The sequence below is a fragment of the Paenibacillus algorifonticola genome, from assembly GCF_050481745.1.
GTDB classification, from domain to species: Bacteria; Bacillota; Bacilli; order Paenibacillales; family Paenibacillaceae; genus Pristimantibacillus; species Pristimantibacillus algorifonticola_A.
On sequence record NZ_JBCNGR010000046.1, the window covers coordinates 1 to 24,059 of the forward strand.

Annotated in this window: 24 protein-coding genes; 8 read left to right on the top strand and 16 right to left on the bottom strand. The window is 48.8% G+C overall.

Translation table 11 applies throughout. The annotated features are described in order from the left end of the window. Window positions 1-267: 267 nt before the first annotated feature. Window positions 268-1,539 (bottom strand): molybdopterin molybdotransferase MoeA, encoded by a 1,272-nt coding sequence (locus ABEW34_RS29425; protein WP_430164631.1) that lies wholly within the window; start codon window positions 1,537-1,539, stop codon window positions 268-270. Between the two features lie 204 nt (window positions 1,540-1,743). Between ABEW34_RS29425 and ABEW34_RS29430 the strand changes: the two genes are divergently transcribed. Beyond that, on the top strand, window positions 1,744-2,271 hold the full coding sequence (locus tag ABEW34_RS29430) for a Crp/Fnr family transcriptional regulator (protein ID WP_430164634.1): 528 nt from the start codon (window positions 1,744-1,746) through the stop codon (window positions 2,269-2,271). On the opposite strand, the gene hmpA is transcribed toward ABEW34_RS29430, so the two are convergent. The 7 genes from hmpA to ABEW34_RS29465 form a co-directional block, all read right to left on the bottom strand. Then, on the bottom strand, window positions 2,272-3,528 hold the full coding sequence (gene hmpA / locus ABEW34_RS29435; RefSeq protein WP_430164710.1) for an NO-inducible flavohemoprotein: 1,257 nt from the start codon (window positions 3,526-3,528) through the stop codon (window positions 2,272-2,274). Between the two features lie 491 nt (window positions 3,529-4,019). Beyond that, entirely contained in the window at window positions 4,020-5,042 is a 1,023-nt protein-coding gene (locus ABEW34_RS29440; protein ID WP_430164637.1) for a glycoside hydrolase family 43 protein, read from the bottom strand. Then, complete coding sequence (locus ABEW34_RS29445; RefSeq protein WP_430164640.1) at window positions 4,954-6,468, bottom strand: extracellular solute-binding protein; 1,515 nt, start codon at window positions 6,466-6,468, stop codon at window positions 4,954-4,956. The genes ABEW34_RS29440 and ABEW34_RS29445 overlap by 89 nt, the downstream gene beginning before the upstream one ends. Before the next feature lie 41 nt (window positions 6,469-6,509). After that, the gene (locus ABEW34_RS29450) at window positions 6,510-7,385 is read right to left on the bottom strand and encodes a carbohydrate ABC transporter permease (RefSeq protein ID WP_430164644.1); all 876 of its coding nucleotides are present in this window, start codon (window positions 7,383-7,385) and stop codon (window positions 6,510-6,512) included. A gap of 205 nt (window positions 7,386-7,590) precedes the next feature. Further along, window positions 7,591-8,496 (bottom strand): ABC transporter permease, encoded by a 906-nt coding sequence (locus tag ABEW34_RS29455; protein WP_430164713.1) that lies wholly within the window; start codon window positions 8,494-8,496, stop codon window positions 7,591-7,593. A gap of 330 nt (window positions 8,497-8,826) precedes the next feature. Further along, window positions 8,827-11,079: a helix-turn-helix domain-containing protein gene (locus tag ABEW34_RS29460; RefSeq protein ID WP_430164647.1), complete on the bottom strand. Its 2,253-nt coding sequence runs from the start codon at window positions 11,077-11,079 to the stop codon at window positions 8,827-8,829. A gap of 112 nt (window positions 11,080-11,191) precedes the next feature. Continuing rightward, a complete protein-coding gene (locus ABEW34_RS29465; protein WP_430164650.1) occupies window positions 11,192-11,491 on the bottom strand; it encodes a DoxX family protein in 300 nt (99 codons plus the stop codon). 44 nt (window positions 11,492-11,535) lie between these two features. Here ABEW34_RS29465 and ABEW34_RS29470 point away from each other — a divergent pair, with 44 nt between their 5' ends. Then, window positions 11,536-11,673: a hypothetical protein gene (locus tag ABEW34_RS29470; RefSeq protein WP_430164653.1), complete on the top strand. Its 138-nt coding sequence runs from the start codon at window positions 11,536-11,538 to the stop codon at window positions 11,671-11,673. On the opposite strand, the gene ABEW34_RS29475 is transcribed toward ABEW34_RS29470, so the two are convergent. After that, window positions 11,651-12,541, bottom strand: coding sequence for a LysR family transcriptional regulator (locus tag ABEW34_RS29475; protein WP_430164656.1), 891 nt, complete (start codon window positions 12,539-12,541; stop codon window positions 11,651-11,653). The two genes, ABEW34_RS29470 and ABEW34_RS29475, sit on opposite strands and share 23 nt — an antisense overlap. A gap of 121 nt (window positions 12,542-12,662) precedes the next feature. Here ABEW34_RS29475 and ABEW34_RS29480 point away from each other — a divergent pair, with 121 nt between their 5' ends. Continuing rightward, window positions 12,663-13,760: a branched-chain amino acid aminotransferase gene (locus ABEW34_RS29480; RefSeq protein ID WP_430164659.1), complete on the top strand. Its 1,098-nt coding sequence runs from the start codon at window positions 12,663-12,665 to the stop codon at window positions 13,758-13,760. A gap of 183 nt (window positions 13,761-13,943) precedes the next feature. Here the strand turns inward: ABEW34_RS29480 and pdaA are convergent, their stop codons facing one another. The 4 genes from pdaA to ABEW34_RS29500 all read right to left on the bottom strand — a co-directional run bounded on the left by pdaA (window position 13,944) and on the right by ABEW34_RS29500 (window position 16,537). After that, window positions 13,944-14,729, bottom strand: a complete 786-nt coding sequence (gene pdaA / locus ABEW34_RS29485) for a delta-lactam-biosynthetic de-N-acetylase (RefSeq protein WP_430164716.1) — start codon at window positions 14,727-14,729, stop codon at window positions 13,944-13,946. A gap of 83 nt (window positions 14,730-14,812) precedes the next feature. Beyond that, on the bottom strand, window positions 14,813-15,703 hold the full coding sequence (locus tag ABEW34_RS29490) for a sigma-70 family RNA polymerase sigma factor (RefSeq protein WP_430164661.1): 891 nt from the start codon (window positions 15,701-15,703) through the stop codon (window positions 14,813-14,815). Between the two features lie 73 nt (window positions 15,704-15,776). Next, entirely contained in the window at window positions 15,777-16,223 is a 447-nt protein-coding gene (locus tag ABEW34_RS29495) for a carboxymuconolactone decarboxylase family protein (RefSeq protein ID WP_430164664.1), read from the bottom strand. Window positions 16,224-16,351: 128 nt separating this feature from the next. Further along, a complete protein-coding gene (locus ABEW34_RS29500) occupies window positions 16,352-16,537 on the bottom strand; it encodes a hypothetical protein (RefSeq protein WP_430164667.1) in 186 nt (61 codons plus the stop codon). Window positions 16,538-16,672: 135 nt separating this feature from the next. On the opposite strand from ABEW34_RS29500, the gene ABEW34_RS29505 reads away from it, so the two are divergent. Continuing rightward, the gene (locus ABEW34_RS29505) at window positions 16,673-16,999 is read left to right on the top strand and encodes a helix-turn-helix domain-containing protein (RefSeq protein ID WP_430164670.1); all 327 of its coding nucleotides are present in this window, start codon (window positions 16,673-16,675) and stop codon (window positions 16,997-16,999) included. Window positions 17,000-17,023: 24 nt separating this feature from the next. Here the strand turns inward: ABEW34_RS29505 and ABEW34_RS29510 are convergent, their stop codons facing one another. Further along, window positions 17,024-17,599 (bottom strand): phosphatase PAP2 family protein, encoded by a 576-nt coding sequence (locus ABEW34_RS29510; protein ID WP_430164673.1) that lies wholly within the window; start codon window positions 17,597-17,599, stop codon window positions 17,024-17,026. A 148-nt stretch (window positions 17,600-17,747) separates the two neighbouring features. Here ABEW34_RS29510 and ABEW34_RS29515 point away from each other — a divergent pair, with 148 nt between their 5' ends. From ABEW34_RS29515 to ABEW34_RS29525, 3 genes are read left to right on the top strand one after another with little or no spacing between them, the layout of a single operon-like run. Then, a complete protein-coding gene (locus tag ABEW34_RS29515; protein ID WP_430164676.1) occupies window positions 17,748-18,614 on the top strand; it encodes a class I SAM-dependent methyltransferase in 867 nt (288 codons plus the stop codon). After that, a complete protein-coding gene (locus ABEW34_RS29520) occupies window positions 18,614-19,381 on the top strand; it encodes an RluA family pseudouridine synthase (protein ID WP_430164679.1) in 768 nt (255 codons plus the stop codon). Before ABEW34_RS29515 ends, ABEW34_RS29520 begins: the two co-directional genes overlap by 1 nt. Beyond that, window positions 19,365-20,693: a CapA family protein gene (locus tag ABEW34_RS29525; protein ID WP_430164682.1), complete on the top strand. Its 1,329-nt coding sequence runs from the start codon at window positions 19,365-19,367 to the stop codon at window positions 20,691-20,693. Before ABEW34_RS29520 ends, ABEW34_RS29525 begins: the two co-directional genes overlap by 17 nt. A gap of 147 nt (window positions 20,694-20,840) precedes the next feature. Here ABEW34_RS29525 and ABEW34_RS29530 read toward each other — a convergent pair whose 3' ends face one another. Next, window positions 20,841-21,245: a MarR family winged helix-turn-helix transcriptional regulator gene (locus ABEW34_RS29530; protein ID WP_046233412.1), complete on the bottom strand. Its 405-nt coding sequence runs from the start codon at window positions 21,243-21,245 to the stop codon at window positions 20,841-20,843. Window positions 21,246-21,442: 197 nt separating this feature from the next. Here ABEW34_RS29530 and ABEW34_RS29535 point away from each other — a divergent pair, with 197 nt between their 5' ends. Then, window positions 21,443-21,610 carry a hypothetical protein gene (locus ABEW34_RS29535; protein ID WP_172455590.1) on the top strand — a complete coding sequence of 56 codons (168 nt, stop codon included), beginning with the start codon at window positions 21,443-21,445 and terminating at the stop codon, window positions 21,608-21,610. On the opposite strand, the gene gyrA is transcribed toward ABEW34_RS29535, so the two are convergent. After that, complete coding sequence (gyrA, locus tag ABEW34_RS29540; protein ID WP_430164686.1) at window positions 21,601-24,054, bottom strand: DNA gyrase subunit A; 2,454 nt, start codon at window positions 24,052-24,054, stop codon at window positions 21,601-21,603. The genes ABEW34_RS29535 and gyrA overlap by 10 nt on opposite strands. Window positions 24,055-24,059: the final 5 nt, after the last annotated feature.

Genomic DNA, 24,059 nt, shown 5'->3' on the forward strand with positions numbered 1-24,059 from the left:
ACAAAAGAAGCGGCAGAGGGAGAGGTTTGTGAGAAACATGCGCAATGTTGATACCTTTTCGGGCGACAGCTCCGGGTTTTAAATTCAGAAACGTGTGGGGGTGGGTCCGGCGGCGCAATAACACTGTGCGCATCAACCACTAACTATGCTGTGCCCCGCAGCGCCGCCTCTTCCCTTCCCAATCTTGCTCGGGAGGTGAACGGGCGGCGCTTTCTCATGACATACGACGCTATAGAGCAAATTTGTACAGTGCAGGACTGTCCAATTTTATAAAGTAGAAGCGGCAAGAGGAATAACCGTAACAAGTGTCCCCGCCTTGATGCCTGTCTTCGTAGGCGGAATGACGATAAGGCAGTTAGCATCCTTTAACGTAACCAGCGCGCTCGACATATCCACGCCCTCTTGCCTTACGTACACCAATCCGTTGTTGAAATATCGTATGCCTCGTACATAGCGGGGATAGGCATTAACCTTGTTATAATCGGCTGCAAGAAATGCATCATGCTCCTGAGCATCAGCTGACTTATACTCCCCCTGCATGGCGAGCAATACGGGACGCACCAATAATTCACAGCCGATAAAGCATGCTGCCGGATTGCCGGACAATCCAAAAAACAGTTTATTCTTCCATACGCCTGCGCTCGTTGGACTGCCTGGGCGCATTGCGATTTTATTAAACAGCGTTTCCCCTTCCCACTTCTGGAAAAAATCAGCGATAATATCATAATCCCCGACAGACACGCCTCCCGTTGCAACTACGATATCCACGTCGCTTGCGAGCAGCTTGTACAGCATGCTTTCAGCGTTCAGATAATCATCAGCAATGTGCTCCACGAAAAGCGGTTCAGCGCCGCATGCCCGCACTTGAGCCGCCAGCATATAAATGTTGCTGTTTCTGATCTTGGCGCCTTCCAGCGGCTCATTAATGGACAATAGCTCGCTCCCGGTTGACACGATCGCAACGAGCGGCTTGCGGTGCACACGAACCTCCGCGCAGCCGAGTGCGCTCAGCAGAGCCATCTGCCCCGGCCCGATCCGTTCGCCCGCTTCCAGCATCAGCTCACCAGCAACTGCTTCTTGGCCGATTGGCGATATGTTCGCTCCGGCGGGTACCGCCTTGCGCAGCATGACATAGGGTTGTCCAGCCTTTTCGGCCTCCTCGGTCATTTCCAGCATAATGACGGCATCGGCACCATCCGGCACCATCCCGCCGGTCATAATTCGTGCCGCTGTGCCAGGCGCAATCGCTTTTGTCGGTACAGTGCCGCTTGGCAGCTGTTCAATAACTTCCAGCATAACAGGCAGCTGCTGCAAATCCGCCGTTCTGATGGCGTAGCCATCCATGCCTGAGCGGCGAAAATGCGGAATCGCTACTCGTGCGTGAATACTCTCGGCTAAGCAATAGCCTGCTGCATCTGCCAATGCAATTTTGACCGTACCGGACTGATGAACCCGATCAAGCAAAGCCTGCTGCGCGTCGCCTAGCGTCACTGCTTTTCTTTGATGCTTGCTATCGTTTTTCTCCTTGTGTATGTTCATTAGAAGGTCGTCCTTTCAAAAGCTGTTCTCATTTAATTGAATGTACCAGTATAATGTGCCAAACCACTGTGAGATAGGTCACTAAAGAATAGCTTATGCATGTCTATATTGCAAAAAAAGACCAATCAGCCTGATACTGATTGATCCCATCTATGAAATTCCGATATGATTATATAAGAAAAACTAGGAAGGAAGATGCGCGTTATGCTGCTTCATAAAGGAGAAACACTGTTCCGTCAAGGAGAGCTAGGACCGCTCTACCACATTAAAAGCGGAATGCTCAAAATTATTCGCCTGCATGAGGATGGCCATCCGATTCTAATGAATATTATCACCGCTGGAGAAACGATTCCCCATCATTCGCTCATTACCCAGCAGGCGTATCACGGAACAGCTGTAGCGCTGGTTACCTGCGATATTGAGGTGCTGCCATCGCAGGAGTGGTACCAAACGCTGGAGAGCGAGCCGGAAAAATGCCGCGATATTGCGCTGCTGCTGCAAAACAAGCTGCGCATGATGCAGCAGCGCATTGATCAATTGACGCAGGCCGCACCGATTGATAAGCTCCGCAAGCTGGAGCAGTGGTTCGACCAGTATATTTCACCTGCTACCCTTTGCGATATACTGACGCAGGATGAAATTGGACAGCTGATCGGGCTGCGCCGCGAAACAGTCAATCGTCTGCTGCGCGCAAAGGCAACCGAAAGCACAATGAAGGGAGCATCCTTCTAATTAAACGATATCAGCTGTATCCTCCTGCTCGCCTTGCCCATCGTTCAAGCTTTCAGCCGGACCAAAAAACTCAAAATGAATATCGGAAGCCTGAACGTCAAACACCCGCAAGGCGCGATTGATCATTTTCATGAACGGCTGTGGTCCGCAAAAGTAAAAGCTGGCATCCGTTGTCGGAATTGCTGTGCGAAGCCATGGGAAATTGATCAGCCCTTCCTTGTGGTAATCTTTAAGTGCCTTGTCATGTGCCGTAGGCTGCGTATAGCAGTAGAAGACGGACAGCTGCGGGTGACGGCCGGCAAGCGCGGTTACCTGCTCCTTCATCGCATGCGTGTCTCCATTCGTGGTCGCATGGATAAAAGTAACCGGCCGCTCTGGACTGGCTTCCAATACAGCATGCAGCATACTCATCATCGGTGTCAGCCCAACGCCGCCGCTAATGAGCACGACAGGCCGCGTATCCTCCAAATCAACGGTAAAATCGCCCGCCGGTGCTGACAAATGAACGATATCTCCTTCTCGCAAATGCTCATGCAAAGACACGGATACTTTGCCAGCAGGCTGGTCATCCCGCCCATCCTCGCGTTTGACTGAAATGCGGTAATAAGGCTTGCTTGGCGAATCCGATAAGCTATATTGACGAATATGGGTAAAAGCATCATTCGGCAGTTCCCTTTTCATACTCACATATTGGCCAGCTTTAAAGCTTGCAATTGCACCACCGTCCTCCGGCAGGAGGTAGAAGGATGTAATGTTGTCGCTCTCCTGAACCTTTTTATTAACCACAAAAGCCCGGAACCCTTCCCAGCCGCCATGCTGCTGCTCTGCCTGCTTATACATTTCCTTCTCCACGCCGATAAACGCATCGGCAATAAGACCATAGGCTTCAGCCCACGCCTGCAAAATATCATCCGTAGCCGCATCGCCCAGCACATCCTTGATCGCAGCAAGCAAATATTTCCCGACAATCGGATAATGCTCTGGCAAAATCCCCAAGCTTCTATGCTTATGGGCAATTTGCTTCACAACTGGCAATATAGCAGCCAAATTATCAATATGAAGAGCGGCAGCGTAAACCGCATTTGCGAGCGCCGCTTGCTGCTTGCCTTGTTTTTGATTAGCATGGTTGAAAATATGAAGCAGCTCCGGATGAGCCGCAAACATCGTTTCATAGAAATGCTTTGTAATTGTCGTGCCGTGGACTTCCAATACAGGAACGGTAGATTTAATTATGGCAATGGTCTTCTCACTCAGCATCATCGCACTCTCCTCACGGGTTTAAGTATCCTTCAAGCTTGATCTTCACCAGTATAAACAAGGAATACGTTTTTGATTGTGATTGAAATCACAATAAAGAATGCTGAATTGTGACAGTTTCCCATAGGTAAAAAATATATCCCCTAATAGGGGATCATGATCATAGGATTATATTTCAAAAAAAATCCAGCTAAAGCACGGGCTTCAGCTGGATTTAAGCATTTTTTCAACCTTTTAGCGAATTTTGTCACATTTGACGTTAATCATTCACGTTTTAGACAATCGTTAGACAAAGTTCTTTAAGGTTCGACTAAGGTTTTGTTTATATAATAATAACTATCAACCCCACAGTTGATCATATAACTAGGACAGGCCCACAGAGATGTGGGCCACTTTTTTTAAAATATAGAAAAGTATAAGATGTTTCCATCCTTTCTCTATATTTCTCGGAATGAAAGGCGCCGCGCCGCCAGAGGACGGCGAATGCCCTTTTACCTTGTCCGGCCTTCATTCCAGACCTGAAAATCAGGTTTGCCATCCTCCGACCAATGCAGCTGCTTGACGAACGTATGACGATTCGGATCATTGAGCGGGTCGCCCTCAATCTCCTTATAGGTGCGGGCATGGTACACGAATACATCCGTCTTGCCATCCTCCGCTACAGTGAAGCCGTTATGGCCCGGCCCATACTGATCGCGCTCCTCATCCGTCTTAAATACCGGCTCCGGCGATTTCGTCCACGAAGCAGCATCAAGCAGGTTGCTGTCCTCAGCTGCGGTAAGCAAACCGACGCAATAATTAAAATCAGTAGCGCTAGCAGAATAACTGATGAAAATGCTGCCGCCCCTTTTGATGACCGCTGGTCCCTCATTAACCAAATAACCGATTTTTTCCCAATCGTATTCCGGGGTTGCGATCATAATCTGAGTTCCGCGAATCGTCCAAGGATTTTCCATCGCCGCGATGTACAGGTTCGTATTGCCTTTAATCGCTGGATCATTTTGCGCCCAAACGAGATAGCGCTCTCCCTTATGCTCAAACGTCGTAGCATCCAGGTTGAAGGACTCCCAGTTCATTATGATTTTGCCCTTCTCCGTCCATGCGCCCTCTAGCGGATTAGCGCTTTCATTTTCAAGCACATAGGTGCGATGAGCAAAGCCTGCATCCGCCCTGCCCGAAGCAAAATAAATGTACCAACGGCCATCGATAAAATGAATTTCAGGGGCCCAAATTTTCTCGCTCATTTCGCCGCTCTCATGCTTGTGCCAGATTGCTACCGGCTCCGCATCAGCAAGACCCGTGATCGTCTGGGAGCGGCGCAGCTCGATATAATTATATGCCGGCTCGGTCGCCGTGAAATAATACCAGCCGTCTACATGCTTATAAATCCACGGGTCAGCGCGCTGCAAGACGACCGCTTTGCCCTCATTTTGCGTGATTTGCGTTGTAATCGGCTGTAAACTCTTCGATGATTTTGTCTCCGCCGTCTTTTCTCCATTTGGCAACTGCATCATTCCAACCTTTCTCGTCAAGCTCACCCAATACGTATTTGGTCTGTGCATCGGTTATTGCTGTTTTGAGCTCATTGCCCTTCTGTACATTGGTCTCGGACAACAGCGATGCGCTTAAATCAACCACAGCAAGCTCCAAATTATCCTCATATAGCTTCTCCAGCCTGACGTCCAACTCCTTCTTTTCACCCTGCATCGCAATCGATGTCGAATAAATCCACCGTAAATTCCACAAATCGCCGATGGAGGACGCTGCTGCTTCATTTTTAACCGGCTTGCCGTCTACCAATTGATAATCGCTGCCTTCAAGGCCCCAGGCGATGAAATCTTCCATCTTCTTGTCGGCCATTTTATCGAGGAAATCAATAATGGCTTTCACTTGTTCCTCTGTTTTCACACTGGATTTCGGAATGGCAAGCAGAGAATCATACCCATTCGTCCCACGAACACGCTCGCCTTTGGGTCCGTCAAAGTTCTGTGCCACATCAATAACGACCTTCGGGTTAGCTTTCTGCAAATCGGCATGACCCGCAGCATCACCAATAACGGAGAAATACATGCCCGCCTTTTCTTTATTAAAATAATCATATTTAGGAGCAATCGGGAAGTCATTAATAATAAGCTTCTCATCAACCATTTTCTTATAAAGATCCAAGCTTTTCTTAAATTCCGGGTAGATGAAATCCGGCATCACCTTTCCATCCTGAAGCCCCCAGCCATTCGGGCCCCCATTATAAACATTCAACTGCTTAAGCAGTTCCATTGCCTTATCTTCCTGAATGCCAAACGTATCGTTTTTTCCATTGCCGTCCGGATCATTTTCCGTAAACGCTTTCGCTATTTTGTAGATGTCGTCAACCGATTTTGGCTGCTGCAAGCCAAGATGATCAAGCCAGTCTTTGCGAAAAATCATGCCGTAGCGCGCCAGCACCCGCTCTCTCGGGATACCGTAGAGCTTGCCGCCAATCGTCGCATTCGTTTTTGCTATTTCGCTCATTTGGGCCAAGTTTTTCGTATTCTGCAAAAAGGGCGTCAGCTCCCAAAATACCCCTGACAGCTGGGCGTTGAGCATCGCGGAATCTTTATTCCGCCGCACGAGCATAAGATCCGGCAGCTTGCCGGAAGCAAGCGTCGCACTTACCTTGTCGTCATAAGCAGAGGTAGGCACCCAAGTGAAATCAAGCTTCGTATTTGTATAATCTTCAACATACTTAATGCCGGCACTTTCCTTCTTCATCGGCTCCGTGCCAAATTGGATCATCATAATGTTAATTGCTGTCGACCCCGAGCCTGCCTCTGCAGTTGCCCCAGTGCCTGCTTCCTCATTAACGGATGAGCCGCAGCCCGCCAGCACACCTGCCATAACACCGGAAATACAAGTGCAGGTGACCATTCGTTTAAGTACATTTAGCTTCATTCGCTTGTTCATTTTAAGTTGCCCCCTAATGGTATTTTGTTTTTGTTGCCTCACTACCCTTTTACTGAACCAAGCAGCGCCCCTTTAGCGAAATGCTTTTGCAAAAACGGATAAACGACGAGTATCGGTAAAACAGAAAGGACGATAACGGCCATTTTAATCGTTTCCGCAGGCGGTGCCACATAACCGGTTTCAAACGAGGTTGAGTCTCCGATCCCCCCTTGTGATAAAATAACGATTTGCCGCAGCCATACTTGTATTGGCCATAGACTTGAATCGTTAATGTATAGAACGGCGCTGAAATAGGAATTCCAATGCCCTACTGCATAAAATAAAGCTAGCGATGCCAGCACAGGAGCAGACAGCGGGATGACAATACGGAATAAAATGCCGGGATCGCTGCATCCGTCAATTCGTGCCGCTTCCTCCAAGCCATCCGGAAGGTTTTGAAAAAAATTGCGCATAATGATCAAGTTAAAGGCACTGATTAGGCCTGGAATGATTAACGCTCCGACATGATCAAGCAGCCCCGTCCATCTTACGATCAAATAAGTCGGAATCATGCCTCCGCCAAATAACATCGAGAATACGACCATTTTCATAATCAGCCTGCTCCCGAACAAATCCCGCTGCGCAAGCGGATAGGCCATAAGCGCTGTAAACAGCAAATTTACAAGTGTTCCGACGACGGTGACCAGTGCGGTTACGCCGAGGCTGTTCACGATCGTATTGGTAGACAGCACATAGCGGTAGCCTTCTAGTGAAAAGCTGTGCGGAATGAGAATGAAGCCTCGCTTGAGCAGCTCTTCCGGCGCCGTAAGCGACGCTGACAAAATATAAATAAACGGCAAAGTGCACACAGCGGCAATTAGGCCGAGCAGCACATAATTCGTCCAGTCGATGACTCTTCCCATTATGCTTTTATCCATGCAGCCCTTCCCTCCCATCTAAGCTAGCTGCCGTGAGCTTGGCAGCATTGTTTTAGTTCTTGCTCTTGCTCTTGCTCTTGCTCTTGCTCTTGCTCTTCTTTTTCATCCATTCCCACTAGGGGATTGGTGAAAAAGGCGAAGCGGATTCCAACCGCGATCGAAACCCAAACCTTTTACGCAGTGCAGCAACTTTTTCACCAGTCCCCTAGTATATTCCGTCTTCCCCAAACTTCTTTGCCAAATAGTTAGCCGCTACAACGAGCACAAGTCCTACGACGGATTTAAACACGCCTACCGCTGTACTAAAGCTGAATTGCCCCTGCGTGATCCCCATGTTGTACACGTACGTATCAAATACTTCCCCGACATCGCGGTTCATCGAATTGAGCATGAGAAAAATTTGTTCAAAGCCAGTATCGAGAAAATGGCCGAGCCGCAGGATGAGCAGGATGACGATTGTGCTCCGGATAGCCGGGAGCGTAATATGCCACATTTGCTTCCATCTTCCGGCGCCGTCAATTTTGGCTGCCTCATACAGCTGCGGATCTACCCCAGCAAGCGCTGCGAGAAAAATAATCGTGCCCCAGCCCGTCTCCTTCCACATCACTTGTGAAGTAATCATCGTGCGGAACCAGTTCTCGCTGAGAAGAAAGTTAATCGGATTTTTGCCCGATTCAGCCAGCATTATATTAACAAGGCCATCCTGTGAAGAGAAGAATAGAAAGCTGATGCCAGCCACGACGACCCACGACACAAAATGCGGCACATAAATGAGCGTCTGCACGATTCGCTTATAGGCTTCCTTTCGCACTTCATTCAACATCAAAGCAATAACAATCGGCAGCGGGAAAAAGAAAACAATGTTGTACATCGCCAGCATAAAGGTGTTGCGAAACAACATCCAAAACGCATCATTTTGGAAGAAAGCTTCGAAATGCTTGAATCCTACCCAATTGCTTTTCCAAAACCCCGCATACGGCTGGTAATCCTGAAAGGAGATGAGTACTCCCCACATCGGCACATATTTGTAAACGATAAAATACAAAACGCCGGGTAATAACATGAGATAAAACCAGCGCTGCCTTTTCCAGCGTTTGGACAGCATGTCCATTTTGGATTTCGTCTGGGCATTGGATACGCCCGTTTGATTATTTATTGCAGTTTGCATAATAGCTTCCCCCTCCTAATTATGACGTGTGCTTCGATTGCGATTGGCAGGTGGAAGCCGTCTTCTGCACGCTTCGCCTGATGAACACCGCTCCTCTACAAATTACCGCCTGCCGCAATTACCGTCTACAATCATCAGGGCAGATGTTGCTCAGCCAGCTAGAGGTTACGCGCCTAAATAATCATTAGGGAAGCTGTCATAATCATTAGGGCAGAATGCAGGTGGGACAAGGCTTTTGCTGTATAAAAAAGCTCTGCGCCCAAGGCGCAGAGCTTACTCCACTCGATATTTTTTCCGGTATTCGCCCGGGGTCATCTGCTCCATTTTCCGAAAATATCGGATAAAATTTTGTGGATTTTGGTACTGGATTCGTGCGGAAATATCGGCGATTTTCCAATCCGTTTCGAGCAGCCACTTCTTCGCTTGACTCAGCCGATACTGTGACAAATATTCGCTAAAATTAATGCCTGTCTCCTTGCGGAAAACCGTTTTCAAATAATTAGGATGGTAATTAGTCCGGGCCGAGCAAAGCTCTAGCGTAATATCCTGCTCGTATTCATGATGAATGATTTCTTTAATCTGGTCAGAAATGTTGCGGTTGCGGCGATCCCATTGCGAGCTCATCTCTTGAACCATCGGAATGAGCAACGCTGACATAAACCACTCCTCGGTTTCCGCTACCGTTTTCAGCTCGGACAGTTGATCAAACAATTCTCGCTCATCCAGCATTTGCAGGCGAAGCTCCTCGCCAGCATTTTGCACCTCGCGAATCAAATCCGCAAGCAGCCGGAACAAGCTCATCTGAATTTCCTTATGATGAATATGCCCGCGCATCGCTAAGGCAAGGAATTCCTTTAGCAGCTTCTGCGCTTGCTCCAGATCAGGAATCATAATCGCTTCAATGAGCTGCTTTTCAATCCATTCCGGAAATACGGCCGGGGTTCGTTGATCAGGCAGTACATCCTGGGCAAGCAAAATCGCTTCCTCACCTATACGAATACGGTATTTCAGTGCCTCAACACTTTCTCCATAAGCCTGAGTTGCTTCGTTGAGCTTCTTATGAAATCGGCTTATTCCGATGCTGACGCTCAGCCCAACGGTCTCCTTCACTTTGGATTGCACGGTTTCCGCCCATGCATATACCGCATTTTTAGCATCATCTGTATCTTCCTCATCAGCGGCGGCCTTGAGCAGCGTCACCTGATTTCCGCCAATAACGACAGGGTCAAAGCGAAGCTCTGCCGGAATCAGCTCAATCACGATATTATTGACGGCGAACATGAGCAGATCACGGTCATTTTCCTGAAAACGGGTACCTTTGAAGGTATCAATTTGTACGGTGAGGATACAATACAGCGCTTGGTCAAGCTCATAATGAAATTGCTGCGTCTTTTCGCGAATATGGCTGCCCGAAAGTTCCCCCAACAGCAGCTTTCGCACGAAAAATTCCTTAAGCTGCTGGGTCTGCCCCTGCAATTGACCCAGCAGTTTGGATTGGGACAGCTTAAGCGATTGTATGCGCTCGCCAATGACCTCCAGCTCGTCCCCTTGCAGCGCTTGCTCTCCGTCCAGCGCCGATTCGAACACGCGGCGGATCGGTTCATACATTTTACGCGTTCCGAACAAGGACATCGCCAGCAGCGTCAGAAACACAGCAGTGCAAATGAGCGCCGTATACCAGCCGATTACACTCGTTTCCATCGTGACCTGCTCAATAGAAATAAATGATACATAAACCCAGCCATTATAAGGAGATATTCGGTAGTTTAGTCCAATAGGACCTTTCTCCGTCTTAATCGTAATAGCGCCTTCTTCCCTGTCTGCTGCTTCACGCAACTGCGGCACCATGCCGTCCAAATCTGCAGAGGTGAAGGCCGTCCCTTCCAGACCGGTCAACTGCCGATAATTCGCATCAAAAATGACAGTAGCCGCTTCCTTCGTCTCCTGCGGCGTAAGCTTATCCAGCCGATAAAGCGGTATAGTCGCCACCATTAGTCCAGTAGGATTTTTCAACGTATTAATAGGCAGCTTTTTCACCAATTGCACATGGCTGCTCTTCGCATCCGTAACCCAGCTGGACAGCTCCGGGATAGCTGCCAAATTAGTAAGCGGTTTCATTTTGTCATTGCCGGATCCGTACCGAAACCCGCTGTTGTCAAGTGCCCACTCCTGCTCCAAGCTAGCCAAACTAATATTTTGAATGCCGGTATCATACGCCTGAAGCTTATACAGCTCCTCCGACAACTCATTAATTAACGTAAAATCGCGTGGTTCAAATTGCTTGACGACGACCTGATTTATAAGCGGCCGATTAATGAACTGAATGAGCGAGCTGTCGATCGTCTTAAGCAGTTGCTCTACTTGAAGCTGGGTTTGGACAAGCACCTCACGATTACCCTGCTGCACCTTATCTTCAATGATGCCTTTCGCTTTAAAATAAGACAGGCCGCCAAGCGTCAATATGGGAATGGTCAAAAGCACCATACAGAACGCGGCCAGCCTTCGCATATATTTTGATTTTAACAATGATACTCCTCCGCCTGTGATTTAGCGTAAGACGCCCTCTTTTATGAAAGCGGTTCATTGTTACATTATATACAAAAGCCAGCCTTCGCTCAATGTCAGGTATGGTAAACGCTTAGGCTTCCTCTGACCGGACCCTTCTTCTGCCGCCATGAAACACATTGTCGAGCGACAGCCAGCTGCTGCCATTCATCGTCAAATGGACACAGCAGGCAAAAAGCAGCAAGTCAATCTCAAAGCCATTGATTAAGCCTTTTTCCCACGATACATACAAGGTCGCAACAATCATTTGAATGCCGAATAAGGCGGCAAATATTTTGGTTTCAAGGCCGAGAACTAGCGCAGCTCCGCCCACTACCTCAAGAGTTGCTATCACATAGGCGAAAAATCCCGAAATGCCATAGTTGCTGAACATCAACCGAGGACATTCGCAACATTTCCACCTTCTCGGAGGAGCAAATGGCGACCGTTCAGCAAATGAGCGCTTCGTCAGAAGCGTTAACATCGCTCTCTACTGAGCTGCGGGAGGAAACGCGCAAATTCAAAATAACGCCGGAAGAGTCAGAAACGGCGGCTATTGCTGAAACATTTGAATAAAATGACGGGCAGCATTGGAAAGATAACGATTCCTGAGCCATACGATGCCGACATCTGATTGAAAATCCGTGTCCGTGATGGCCAGCATGCGAATCGTTGGCAGCGGGAATGAGGCCATAACCGATTTAGGAAAGACGGTTACGCCAATTCCTGCTGCCACTAGTGCCATTATTATGGCAACGCTCGAGCATTCGCAAATGATTTTCGGCTCAAAGCCGTGGGCGCGGCATTCAATCATCACCTTCTCATGCATCGCCGTTGTCCGCTCCGTCTTAAGGGCAAGAAACGGCAAATCCTTAAGCTCGCTCATCTGCATCGATTGCTTTTGCGGATCTGTGCTCCATTTTGAAGGCAGCACTGCAACGAACGGATCGGATGGCAGCGGCAAAATCGAATAGGGCTGCGAATCAGAAGCCGATTCGAATGGGAGTCTGGCAACGACAAGCTCAATGCTGCGCTTCTCCAGCTGGCTGCCCAGCAAATAATGATCGCCTTCCCAAATTTTAAATGTTACCTCGGGATGCTTGTCCCGAAACCGCTCAATGACAGGCGGCAGCAGCGAAATACAGGAAACGACCGAGCCAATGGGCAGCACACCCTGAATGCCCGCATCGAGCTCGCGTACCTCCTGCATCGTTTCATTAAATTGATTGACCAAGCTTTCGGCCTTATCGCGCAGCAGTTCTCCCGCATGAGTCAGCACAAGGCTTTTGCCATTGCGGTCAAATAAAGTGACATTCAACTCCTGCTCCATTTGCTTTAATTGACGGCTGAGCGGGGGCTGCTCCATATTCAGCAGCTTGGCCGCACGTGTAATTTGCCCCTCCTTGGCGATAGCCAGGAAGTATTTGAGCTGACGTATATCCATATACATTCTCCTATACCTAAAAAGTATGATGATCCGATAAAACAGATATTATCAATATACTTGGTTAAGTGGTACGATTCAACTAAACGATTGTCACCAAAAAAAGTGGGAGGATTCTAAAATGAACCAACCGATTGCCATTGAATTAGCAACTACCAAAAAAACAAAGCCCCAAGCCGATCAATTAGGGTTTGGAAAATATTATACCGACCATATGTTCATTATGGACTATGAAGCATCGAAAGGCTGGCATAGCCCAAGAATCGTTCCTTACCAGCCGATTACGCTCGACCCAGCTTCCAAGGTATTCCACTACGGTCAAACGGTGTTCGAAGGTTTGAAAGCGTATCGCACAGAGAGCGGCAGCATTTTGCTGTTCCGTCCAGAGGAAAACTTTAAAAGGCTTAACCGCTCTAACGAGCGTCTGAGCATTCCACATCTTGACGAGGAAATTGCGCTGGAAGCTTTGAAGCAGCTCATCGCTGTTGACCAGGACTGGATTCCTGATGAGGATAAAACGTCCCTTTATGTTCGTCCATTCATTATTGCAAATGAATCTTCCCTTGGTGTAGCGCCATCGCAAAACTATATGTTTATGATTATCCTTTCGCCGGTCGGCTCGTATTACGCAGAGGGCATCCATCCGGTGAAAATTTTCGTAGAATCCGAATATGTACGTGCGGTTAAAGGAGGCGTCGGCAATGCCAAGACAGCTGGCAACTATGCTGCTGGCTTGAAAGCCCAGGAAGAAGCATCGGCCAAAGGCTGCACACAAGTATTGTGGCTGGACGGTGTTGAGCGTAAGTACATCGAGGAAGTTGGCAGCATGAACGTCTTTTTCAGCATCAACGGCACGATTGTCACTCCGGCGCTGAATGGCAGCATTCTCGACGGCATTACGCGCAAGTCGATTATTGAGCTGCTAAAATCATGGAATATTCCGGTTGAGGAGCGCAAGCTGTCCATTGACGAGCTCGTGGAAGCTTATCATAATGATACGCTGGAGGAAGCTTTCGGAACAGGTACAGCAGCGGTTATTTCGCCAATTGGAGAGCTGCATTACCTTGATGAGCAGCTGCTGCTGCGCGGCGGTGAGACAGGCCCACTGTCACGCAAGCTGTATGAGACGTTAACAGGCATTCAAACGGGTGTCATCGCCGATCCTTTCGGTTGGACCGTAGAACTGCCAAGTGCCCAATATTCCGCTGGAACAAAATAAAACATAGCGGCGCTCATTTGGCGCACCGTATGCCCCTTTACACATAAACGAACCCCGTGCTTTCAGAAGAGCACGGGGTTCGTTTTATTTTTTTTATTTTTTTTATTTTTATTTTATTTTATTTCTTATCGTATTCGGTGTATATGGCAATTAACTTTATCCTTGCGAAGCAGCAAATAGCTATCAATAGCTGCGATTCGTCAGCTGATCCAAGCTTTTGAATGTATAGCCTTGCGCCCTCGCGCCATCTATAATCGCCCCTAAAGCTTGAGCATTGTCGCTCGAAACCGAATGCAGCAAAATTACAGCTCCCGGGTGAAGCTGGCGCATCACTTGATCTAGGGCGTATGCAGCACCCTTTTGGCTCTTAATGTCCCAATCCTTGTAGGCAACCGACCAAAATACACTTGTATATCCAGCCTGCTTGCTGACAGCAAGCACCTGATTGCTGAAAATCCCCCTTGGCGGCCGCAAATACGCCATTTCCTGCTGGCCGGTGAGCAGTGCCGACTGCTCTGCCACCTTTTGGAGCTCGGTCTGAATTTGTCCTGAGCTGAGCTGTGTCATATCCGGATGGCTCCATGAATGGTTGCCAACGATATGTCCTTCCGACGCCATACGTTTTACTAGCTCAGGCTGGTCTTTAATGAAATGACCCGTTACAAAAAAAGCGGCAGGAACACCCTTAGCCTTAAGTGTATCCAGAACCTTGGTCGTATAACCATTCTCATAGCCATTATCGAAGGTCAGATATAGTTCCTTCTGCTTCGTATCGCCGAGGAAAATCGCCCCATTTTGCTGAACGATGCCTTTAAAGCCCTCTTCATTAATCGAGGGCAGCTGTCCTCCTGTGCTTTTCTTAAACCCAAAATGATAAACCCCCGGCTGTGCCAACGCGCTGCCCATGCCAAGGCAGCCTAGCCATACAGCCAAACACAGGCTTAGCAGCCGGAGTGTCATACGCTTCATCATGCTGTTCCCCCTCATTCATTTGCTGCTTACTCAGCTTTATGTTCTGCATCCAGCAAGCAAATTATGAGTGGAGCCTCATATTAAATATGCGAAAGCTTATCCGGATTATACATCGTATAAATACGCTTTATCCGGCTGCCAGCCTCCGTTTGAACCCATTCCAGACACATGACCGCTTGAATATCTTTTCCCCGGCGGAAGATGAGCGCTGGCTGTCCGTTCAACATAGAAATGGATATATTCGCACCGTGCAGGCTGTGCGTGGACATTCTCCGCAGCAGTATTACAGCACGGCGTGCGCTAATAACGGGCCTTCTCACTGCAGTAACTTTGCCGCCGCCATCGGTGATAAGCACAGCATCTTGACGCATCAGAGCAAGCAGCTTCCCAATATCGGCCTGTTCAAATGCCGCAACAAATGGCTCCAATGCTGCTGCGTCCACCGTTAGCTCTTGTTCCTCAGCATGAGACTGTGGATGCTGGCGGTACAGCTCAAGCGACTGCTTGGCTCGACTCAAAATTTTGCGGCAGTTTGCCTCTGACTTGCCTACCAGCTCTGCAAGCTCATCGTAGCCATAGCCATATCCTTCACGCAGCACAAATACAGCACGCTCTAATGGGGATAAATGTTCCAGCATGACGAGCATCGCATAGCTAATCGTTTCCCTGCGCGTGAGCTGCTCCAAAGGTTCATCGCCATAATCGCCGCTCCATGGCTCCGGCAGCCATTCGCCGACATAAGCTTCTCGCTTGTGGCGGGCAGAATGCAGCACATTCATGCAGCGGTTGACCATTATTTTGCACAAATAGGCTTTGACATTGCTCAGCGGATGAGGCTCTGCCGACTGAAGCGTAACAAAAACATCCTGAACGACATCGTCCGCCTCCTGCCGTGATCCAAGCAGCTTGTATGCAAGCGAGCTAAGCAGCGACTTATATTCGGCATACCACTCTGCTACTTTCCACAACACCTGAGTATCCGCCATCTCGCTTCCAAAACTTCCTTTCTAAAATAACCAAATTTATAATTTCCTATAACGTCCTTTAGTCAAAGCAGCCCGGGAACATGCTAGTTGAAATGGCAATCCGATTCCAGCTGTTGATCGTAATAATCGCCAATATTAAAGCTGCATATTCCGCTTCATCATAATAGTCTCTTACGCGATTGTATAGCTCATCCGGTACTCCCGCTTCAGAAATCTGAGTCACGTGCTCGGTCAATTCCAAAACGGCACATTCCTTCTCCGTATAGATCGGCGCTTCTCGCCATACGCTTAGCAGCATAATTCGCTGCAAACTTTCGCCCTTGTTCATCAGATCCTCACTATGCATATCCAGACAAAAAGCACAGCCATTGATTTGCGACGCCCGCAGCTTAATAAGCTCGTAGGTGATAGGATCAATGCCTGAGCTTGACGCTGCTTTCTCCAATTCCATCAACGCTTTAAATACAGCCGGGTTCGCCGTGCGATAGTTTACTCTTAATTTCATTTTAAATTCCTCCTGATAGGTTGGTGTTTTGCGGTTCTCATAAGATAAGACAAAGAAGCCGCTCCTTTTGTGACAATCAAAAGCAAAAAAATCCGGACTTTACGCATAAAGCGTAAAGTCCGGATTTTTCATTTTTCTAATCGGTACGTGTGGCCGCAGAAGGAGCATTTGAACAATATGCCAGTCTCGCCCATGACCCAGCTGATTCGATCATCGTCCTCCGCTTCCAAATATTCGCGCCCCTGTTCGTCTCGATCTCCGGTTGCGAAAAGCCCGGTTTGATTGCCGCACTCACATTCAAAGGTTAGTACCACTGTTTGTTTGTCCTCCCCTCAACACAGATATTTGCTGCTAATTTCGCCAAAGCTATTGACAATGATACATTTTGTATCATAAATTAATAGTTAAGCTTGTATTATTATTTCAGCTTTTTTGAAGGAGCCACTAAAATGACGATGGGAGACCGATTGAAGGAACTCCGCTTACAAAAAAATCTTTCGCAAGAAGCCGTTGCCCGTGCAATCGGAATCACCCGCTCGGCTTACAGTCATTATGAAATTAACAATCGCCAGCCTGTATATGAAACGCTGATTAAGCTCGCCTTCTTTTTTCATGTTACGACGGACTATATTATTGAAGGTGAAACTCGCCAGCAAGGGGCTGGGCTAGCCCGGGAAGAAACGCAGGAACTGCTGCGACTGCTGAATCATATGGATGAAGACAAGCGAAAAGCATCCATTGACAAGATGCTCAGTGTCATACGCGAGTCGGAATAATTTTCAGCCCTCTTGCTGCCTTCCTTAGCGGCGAGCCGTCAGAACGGCCATCATCAGTGAGAGGATAGCAAGGCTAGCTGCATAACCGCCAATAATGTCCGTTGCGTAATGGACGCTGAAATAAAGCCTTGAGGCGCCCATTAATAAAATAAGCAATCCGGCGAGTACATAGCTGATCCGCTTCGTCGTTCGACTGAACCAGGCATCCCTTCCAATCCATATAGCTGCCAGCCCATAAAGCGAAAGCGCCATCATGGCATTCCCGCTCGGGAAACTTGTGCCAGCTGCTTCTATTGCCCAAGCCTCCTCTGGCCGACCCCGGTCAAAGGCCATTTTGGCCAAAGTATTCGTTATGTATACAAGTCCAGTACCAACTATAATCGGTGCTGCTTTCAGCCAGCCGCTGCGCCAGCCGAACCATAGAAAAAGCACAAAAGTCGCTGCGATAATAAATAGCGAAGATCCCATATAAGACAGCACTTTAAAAAAAGCTGTCCAGCCTTCTCCCCGCATTTGCTGAGCGAATGCGGCTGTTTCTTTGTCCAGCTGTGACAGCTCAAGGCGCACAGCCTGCTGTGCAGTTAATGCAAATATAAGCACGCCTGCAGCAAGTCCAGCGATCCATCCCCAAAATCCCTTTCGAATAAATATCCTCTCCCAATTGCTTCAACTTGTTTGCTTCGCTATAATTAGCGTTGACCATAATATTATAATACAAATTTTGAAATTGGGAAGGAATACTAAAATCATGTACGTATCAGATAAATGGAGAGATTACGAGGTAATAGATACAGGAAATGGAGATAAGCTCGAGCGCTGGGGCTCCTATATTCTTCGCAGGCCGGACCCGCAAATTATTTGGCCCATTACGAAGGAAGACGGCTTGTGGAAAAAAACAGACGGACACTATCATCGCAGCTCCTCAGGAGGCGGCGAATGGCAGTTTAATTCCCAGCTGCCTGAGCGCTGGACGATTTCCTACGGAGAGCTGTCCTTTCATATTAAGCCGACAAGCTTCAAGCATACGGGGCTATTTCCTGAGCAAGCGGTGAATTGGAGCTGGATGATGGACAAAATCCGCACGGCGGACCGTCCGATTCGCGTACTGAACCTGTTTGCCTATTCTGGTGGAGCTACAGTTGCCGCTGCAGCAGCCGGCGCAGAGGTTGTTCATGTGGATGCTTCCAAAGGCATGGTGCAGTGGGCAAAAGAAAACGCCCAGCTTTCCGGGCTGTCCGACAAGCCAATCCGTTTCATTACCGATGATGTATTCAAGTTTGTTCAACGCGAGCAGCGTCGTGGTCGTCAATATGACGCTATTATTATGGACCCGCCATCCTACGGGCGCGGACCGAACGGCGAGACGTGGAAGCTGGAAGAGAACCTGTTCCCGTTCCTTGAGTTCTGCACGACGATTTTATCCGATAATCCATTGTTTATGCTGATTAATTCGTATACAACAGGTCTATCCCCATCCGTGCTGCATAATCTGCTTCATATGACGATGGCGAAGCGCTTCGGCGGAGCCATTCATTGCGGCGAAATCGGCCTGCCTATTACCGCATCCGGGCTGAACCTGCCTTGCGGCATATTGGGCCGCTGGGAGTCTGTCTAATGGCTGGCTCCTCTCTAGATGACATCGGCGAAATTCCGGTGCTGTTTGAAGACAATCATATTTTGGCAGTTGTGAAACAGCCGGGCATTCCCTCCCAAGAGGATCATACGGGTACGCCGGATATGCTGACAGTGCTCAAACGCGATTTAAAAAAACGCCATGATAAGCCGGGAAATGTGTTTCTCGGCCTTATTCACCGGCTGGATCAGCCTGTGGGCGGCGCCATGCTTTTCGCTAAAACCTCGAAAGCGGCCTCACGGCTCTCCGAGGCAGTCCGCAGCAGAAATTTTGGCAAAACCTATGTGTGCGTCGTACATGGCAAGCCACATGCGGCAAGCGGCAAGCTTCGCCACTTTATCCGCAAGGATGCGAAGCTTAATCAGGTGACCGTGTTCAAGCAGGAAGCGCCTGAAGCGAAGGAGGCTGTACTGGAATATACCGTTATATCCAGTACAGACCGTTATTCTTTGGTAGCTGTCATGCTGCATACGGGGCGGCCTCATCAAATTCGCGCGCAAATGGCCTTTATCGGCTGCCCACTGGTGGCCGACCGCAAATATGGAGCGCCGCAAACGGGCGGCGTTGCCGATATCGCGCTTTGGTCTACTTCCGTTTCGGTTTCCCATCCCATAACGAAGGAACACGTCTGCTTCCGCTCCATCCCTTATGGGTCGAAAGCCTGGAGCTGGTGGCCGCAAGCCGAGCTGGAAGCCGCAGCAGACGTCTACTTGGCTGAAGGAGATTCCGCCCATGCGCCGAAGAGCTAAAATGCATCTTGCCGTCAATTTGTTCCTGCTGCTGCTGGCAGCAGCAGGACTCCTTATTATTTTTTTCCCGACGCTAGCAAGCTCATTACCATTTACCGCTAACTTTACCGCTAACAGCGTCGATTCCCCGATGCCAGTGGCGTCGGAATCGAGCACCAGCGCACTACCCGCTACAGCTCCTAGTGCAACGACCTCCCCTGTGCCTTCATCTGAGCCATCACCCGAGCCCATTGCAACGCAGGAAGCCATCGTTCCCCCACCCAGCCCTTCTAACAGCTATCAGGAAGCGCTATGGGTCGCCGTTGGCGATATTATGATGCATTCTCCGGAACTGCCAGGCGCTTATAACAAGAAGACGAAAAGCTATAATTTCGATCCTTTCTTTCAAGATGTAGAGCCGATATTGAAGGAAGGCGATTGGGTTTTGGCAAATTTAGAAACGCCTGTAGCCGGATCCGCGTTCGCTTATACGGGTTACCCGACGTTTAATGCGCCCGTTGCCCTGCTCGATGCGCTGCAAAACGCCGGCTTCAACATATTGACCAATGCCAACAATCATATGCTCGATAAAGGCGAGAAAGGGCTGCTGCTGACGCTGAAGCATATGAAAGAGAAGGATTTTATAATAAAAGGCTCCGCCGCTACACAAAAGGAAGCGGATACAAACATCATCGTCAAAAAAAACGGAATTCGCATGGGGCTGCTCGCTTACACGTATGGCACGAACGGCATCGCTATTCCTAAAGGAAAGTCATATATGGTTCCGCTAATTGATGAGCAAAAAATGATTGCCGATATTAAAAAGCTTAAGAAAGCAGGCGCCGATTTTGTTACGGTAGCGCTCCATTTTGGAACGGAGTATCAGACGAAGCCCAATGAGGAGCAGAAGACGCTTGCCCGCAAGTTAATTGCGGAAGGCGCCGACATTATCGCAGGCTCGCATACGCATGTCATTCAGCCCTATGAGGTGCTGGAGGCAACGGATGAGAAAGGACGCGAGCGCCAAGGACTTATCATTTATTCGATGGGCAATTTTATTTCCAACCAGCGTGGAGACACGAAGGATTACGGCGTCATTTATCAAGTACTTATTCGCAAAAATAACGGGGACGGCAGCATCCAGCTTGCCGATATTAAAGCCATTCCGACTTGGGTTTACCGCTACAAACCGGATCAATATTATCGCTATCGCATATTGCCTGTCGAGCAAACACTTGCGGAGCAATCGAGCAAGCTGCTAACACCGGATCTATATGCAACGCTTAAAAAAAATCTCAGCCTGCTGCGCACCCGGCTCGAATCGATGTCCTAATCGCTTCTGCTCGGGGCAGATCGGGGATCAGAATAAGCAAACATTAACGGGCGTTGCCGTCTTAAGACAGCAACGCCCGTTTTGTGCAGAATATAGTGGCGTCTTGCCCTAAGGTCGCCTGTTCACCTGCACTCTGCATTAGCAGAACTATCTATTGGCTACCTTGCCTAATAAATAAACAAGCAGCTGCTGATTATGGGAGGAAATCCGGTCCAGTGCTTCGGAAATAAGCTTCGTTCTTACTTCCTTGCCACGCTGTGCCTCTGATTTCCCTTTGCCTGATACGGATACCCATACAATTCGTCTATCGGCTGTATCTCTTGTACGTACAATTAGTTCATTGCGCTCCATACGATCGAGCAAAGTGGTAATCGCTGCTGGAGTCGTTGCCAAATGCTGCAGCAGATCAGACGGCTTCATCGGCTGGTGCTGAAGCAATAAATCCAGCACATTCAGCTGGCCTTCCGTGAGCGGCGCCAGCCCCTCTTCCAGACCTGTCCTCCATTCTCTGCTCAGCTTCGTCCACAATCGAGTAAATTCATCAGAAACCATTCATACACCCGCTTCCTGTCCAATTTCTCTTTAATTCCAATTATACCATCCGAGATTGTCGAATAAAAGGTTAACCCGATTAATAATTTCCCTCACAAACTGCGATTTACCCGAACGTTTTGACAAGAGTAGACATACAATGAATCTGGGCGCTTTCCCTATTTCGCCATCCTCAGCCACATAAGGAGTGAACCTCAATGGACAACGAGAAAGCCGAAATTATTCGCAAAATTAAAGCTTACGGCATTATAAAAAACCCACAATGGCTCGATCGCCCGGATGAGCTCGTACCATTGTGGGTTATGTTGGATGCGATGATTCAGTTAATTGAACGCTTTGATCCGCCTAATCGTCCTTATGATTGAATAACATCAGACGGTCGGACAATGACCGCCGTTATGGCATCATTTTTTTCAATCGGAACGATAGTCCGCCCGATCGATCTGCGATCATCAATCGGCGATTTCTCCGTCGTCATCGGCAGCTTGGCCCCGGATGAGGTTAGCGCGATGAGATCAATCGCTTCCTTGCAATAAACAGCATAAACGAGTGCTGAACCATTCGGCTTCACGCGCTTGCCTTCTTTAAATTCGAACGTCTGAACACCTTTGCCACCTCTGCCCTGAACAGGGTAATCCAGCAGCAGCGAGCGCTTGGCAAAGCCAAGATCAGAAATGACGAACAATTCTCCCTCGTCCTCGCCTACCCAATCTGCCGCAATCAGTTCATCGTCTTCCTTTAGCTGCATGCCACGCACACCTCCAGCGACACGCCCCATAGGGTTTACCTCGCTTTCGGAGAACCTGATGCTCCAGCCTTGCTTGCTGACGAGCATCAGCTGCTTCGTACCGTCGCTCGGCATAATTTTAATGACCTCATCGCCTTCAGCTACTTTGCAAGCTGCAATCGCTGTCGAGCGCGTTGACATATAGTCCTTCAGCTCGGTACGCTTCACCTGTCCGCGTCTGGTAACAAAGACGAGCGAAGCGCCTGGAACATTAAAGTCTTTCACCGGGATGACGCTAATGATCGCATCATCCTTCGGAATCGGAACGATATTGACGACCGCGGTCCCCGTATCCTTCCATTTGAACTCGGGAATTTGATGGACGGGCAGCGTGTAATATTGTCCCTTTTTCGTGAAGAGCAGCAAATTATCAATCGTGTTGACAGCATACAAGCCACGAATAATATCGCCATCCTTCACACCCGCGTTGCCAACTTCACCCCCGGAGCGTGTAAACGACAGCATGCTTGTCCGCTTCATGTAACCTTCATTGCTAAGTGTAACGAGCACTTCCTCAGGTGTTACCATCACCTCAAGATTAACCTTAAGCTCTTCTACTTCTCCCTGGATGTCTGAACGGCGGTCAATGCCGAATTTCGCATGAATTTCCATCAGCTCATCGCGAATGACACCGATCAGCTTCTTATTGCTGTTCAAGATGCTGCTCAAATAAGCGATGCGCTTCATCACTTCTTTATGTTCTTTCTCCAGCGACGTAATTTCCAAATTCGTCAGACGATACAGCTGCAACGTTAAAATCGCATCCGCCTGGCGCTCGCTGAACGCGAACTTTTGGACGAGATTTTGCTGCGCATCGGCACGGTTTTTGGAAGCTTTAATCGCCGCAATCACTTCATCAAGCAAATTCAGTGCCTTAACGAGCCCTTCCAGCACATGGGCACGATCTTCTGCCTTTTCCAAATCATATTGCGTACGGAACGTTACAACTTCCTTTTGATGCGCAATATAGGCATCCAGCATTTGGCGAATGCCGAGCTGCTGCGGCGTTTTATTAACGATAGCCACCATATTAAAGCTGTAGGCCACCTGCAAATCCGTCTTTTTGAGCAAATAAGCCAAAATGCCGTTTGCATCTGTTTCCTTCTTCAGCTCGATCACGATCCGAAGACCATTGCGTCCGCTCTCATCGCGTACCTCGGCGATACCTTCGACCTTTTTCTCCAGACGAATATTTTCCATCGCCGTCACAAGACGTGATTTGACAACCTGATAAGGAATTTCGGTTATGACAATTTGCTGACGTCCGCCACGCATGTCCTCGATTGCTGTCTTGGCACGCAAATAAATGCGGCCTTTGCCAGTCGCATAAGCATCGCGTATGCCTTCCTCACCCATGATGAGGCCGCCCGTCGGAAAATCAGGCCCTTTAATAATTTGCATCAGCTCTTCGAGCGTCGTCTCTGGGCGGTTCATAACGGTGATACAGCCATCAATAACCTCACGCAAGTTATGGGGCGGTATTTCAGTCGCAAAGCCGGCAGAGATGCCGCTGGCCCCATTTACGAGCAAGTTGGGGTAGCGAGACGGCAGCACAACCGGCTCTTTCGTCGTATTATCGAAATTATCCTTGAACATGACCGTGCGCTTATCAATATCTCTCAGCAGCTCAATGGCTAGCGGAGATAATCTAGCTTCCGTATAACGCATGGCCGCAGCTGGATCATCATCCATCGAGCCCCAGTTGCCGTGGCCGTCAACGAGGATATGCCCCATTTTCCAAGGCTGCGCCATCCTTACCATGCCTTCATAGATTGACGAATCGCCGTGTGGATGATAATTGCCCATAACATCGCCGACCGTCTTCGCAGATTTGCGATATGGCTTGTCCGGCGTATTGCCGGAATCGTACATCGCGTACAAAATACGACGCTGTACCGGCTTAAGGCCATCCCGCACATCGGGAATGGCACGATCCTGAATAATATATTTAGAGTAGCGGCCGAAGCGGTCGCCTACGATTTCTTCAAGAAAAGCTGGAAGAAACTGTTCCAAAATGCTCATGCTGC

Coding starts and splice junctions, on each gene's coding strand:
- ABEW34_RS29425 (WP_430164631.1), bottom strand. CDS start 1,539: ATGAACATACACAAGGAGAAAAACGATAGCAAGCATCAAAGAAAAGCA.
- ABEW34_RS29430 (WP_430164634.1), top strand. CDS start 1,744: ATGCTGCTTCATAAAGGAGAAACACTGTTCCGTCAAGGAGAGCTAGGA.
- hmpA (WP_430164710.1), bottom strand. CDS start 3,528: ATGCTGAGTGAGAAGACCATTGCCATAATTAAATCTACCGTTCCTGTA.
- ABEW34_RS29440 (WP_430164637.1), bottom strand. CDS start 5,042: ATGATGCAGTTGCCAAATGGAGAAAAGACGGCGGAGACAAAATCATCG.
- ABEW34_RS29445 (WP_430164640.1), bottom strand. CDS start 6,468: ATGAACAAGCGAATGAAGCTAAATGTACTTAAACGAATGGTCACCTGC.
- ABEW34_RS29450 (WP_430164644.1), bottom strand. CDS start 7,385: ATGGATAAAAGCATAATGGGAAGAGTCATCGACTGGACGAATTATGTG.
- ABEW34_RS29455 (WP_430164713.1), bottom strand. CDS start 8,496: ATGGACATGCTGTCCAAACGCTGGAAAAGGCAGCGCTGGTTTTATCTC.
- ABEW34_RS29465 (WP_430164650.1), bottom strand. CDS start 11,491: ATGTTCAGCAACTATGGCATTTCGGGATTTTTCGCCTATGTGATAGCA.
- ABEW34_RS29470 (WP_430164653.1), top strand. CDS start 11,536: ATGGCGACCGTTCAGCAAATGAGCGCTTCGTCAGAAGCGTTAACATCG.
- ABEW34_RS29475 (WP_430164656.1), bottom strand. CDS start 12,541: ATGGATATACGTCAGCTCAAATACTTCCTGGCTATCGCCAAGGAGGGG.
- ABEW34_RS29480 (WP_430164659.1), top strand. CDS start 12,663: ATGAACCAACCGATTGCCATTGAATTAGCAACTACCAAAAAAACAAAG.
- pdaA (WP_430164716.1), bottom strand. CDS start 14,729: ATGAAGCGTATGACACTCCGGCTGCTAAGCCTGTGTTTGGCTGTATGG.
- ABEW34_RS29495 (WP_430164664.1), bottom strand. CDS start 16,223: ATGAAATTAAGAGTAAACTATCGCACGGCGAACCCGGCTGTATTTAAA.
- ABEW34_RS29505 (WP_430164670.1), top strand. CDS start 16,673: ATGACGATGGGAGACCGATTGAAGGAACTCCGCTTACAAAAAAATCTT.
- ABEW34_RS29515 (WP_430164676.1), top strand. CDS start 17,748: ATGTACGTATCAGATAAATGGAGAGATTACGAGGTAATAGATACAGGA.
- ABEW34_RS29520 (WP_430164679.1), top strand. CDS start 18,614: ATGGCTGGCTCCTCTCTAGATGACATCGGCGAAATTCCGGTGCTGTTT.
- ABEW34_RS29525 (WP_430164682.1), top strand. CDS start 19,365: ATGCGCCGAAGAGCTAAAATGCATCTTGCCGTCAATTTGTTCCTGCTG.
- ABEW34_RS29530 (WP_046233412.1), bottom strand. CDS start 21,245: ATGGTTTCTGATGAATTTACTCGATTGTGGACGAAGCTGAGCAGAGAA.
- ABEW34_RS29535 (WP_172455590.1), top strand. CDS start 21,443: ATGGACAACGAGAAAGCCGAAATTATTCGCAAAATTAAAGCTTACGGC.
- gyrA (WP_430164686.1), bottom strand. CDS start 24,054: ATGAGCATTTTGGAACAGTTTCTTCCAGCTTTTCTTGAAGAAATCGTA.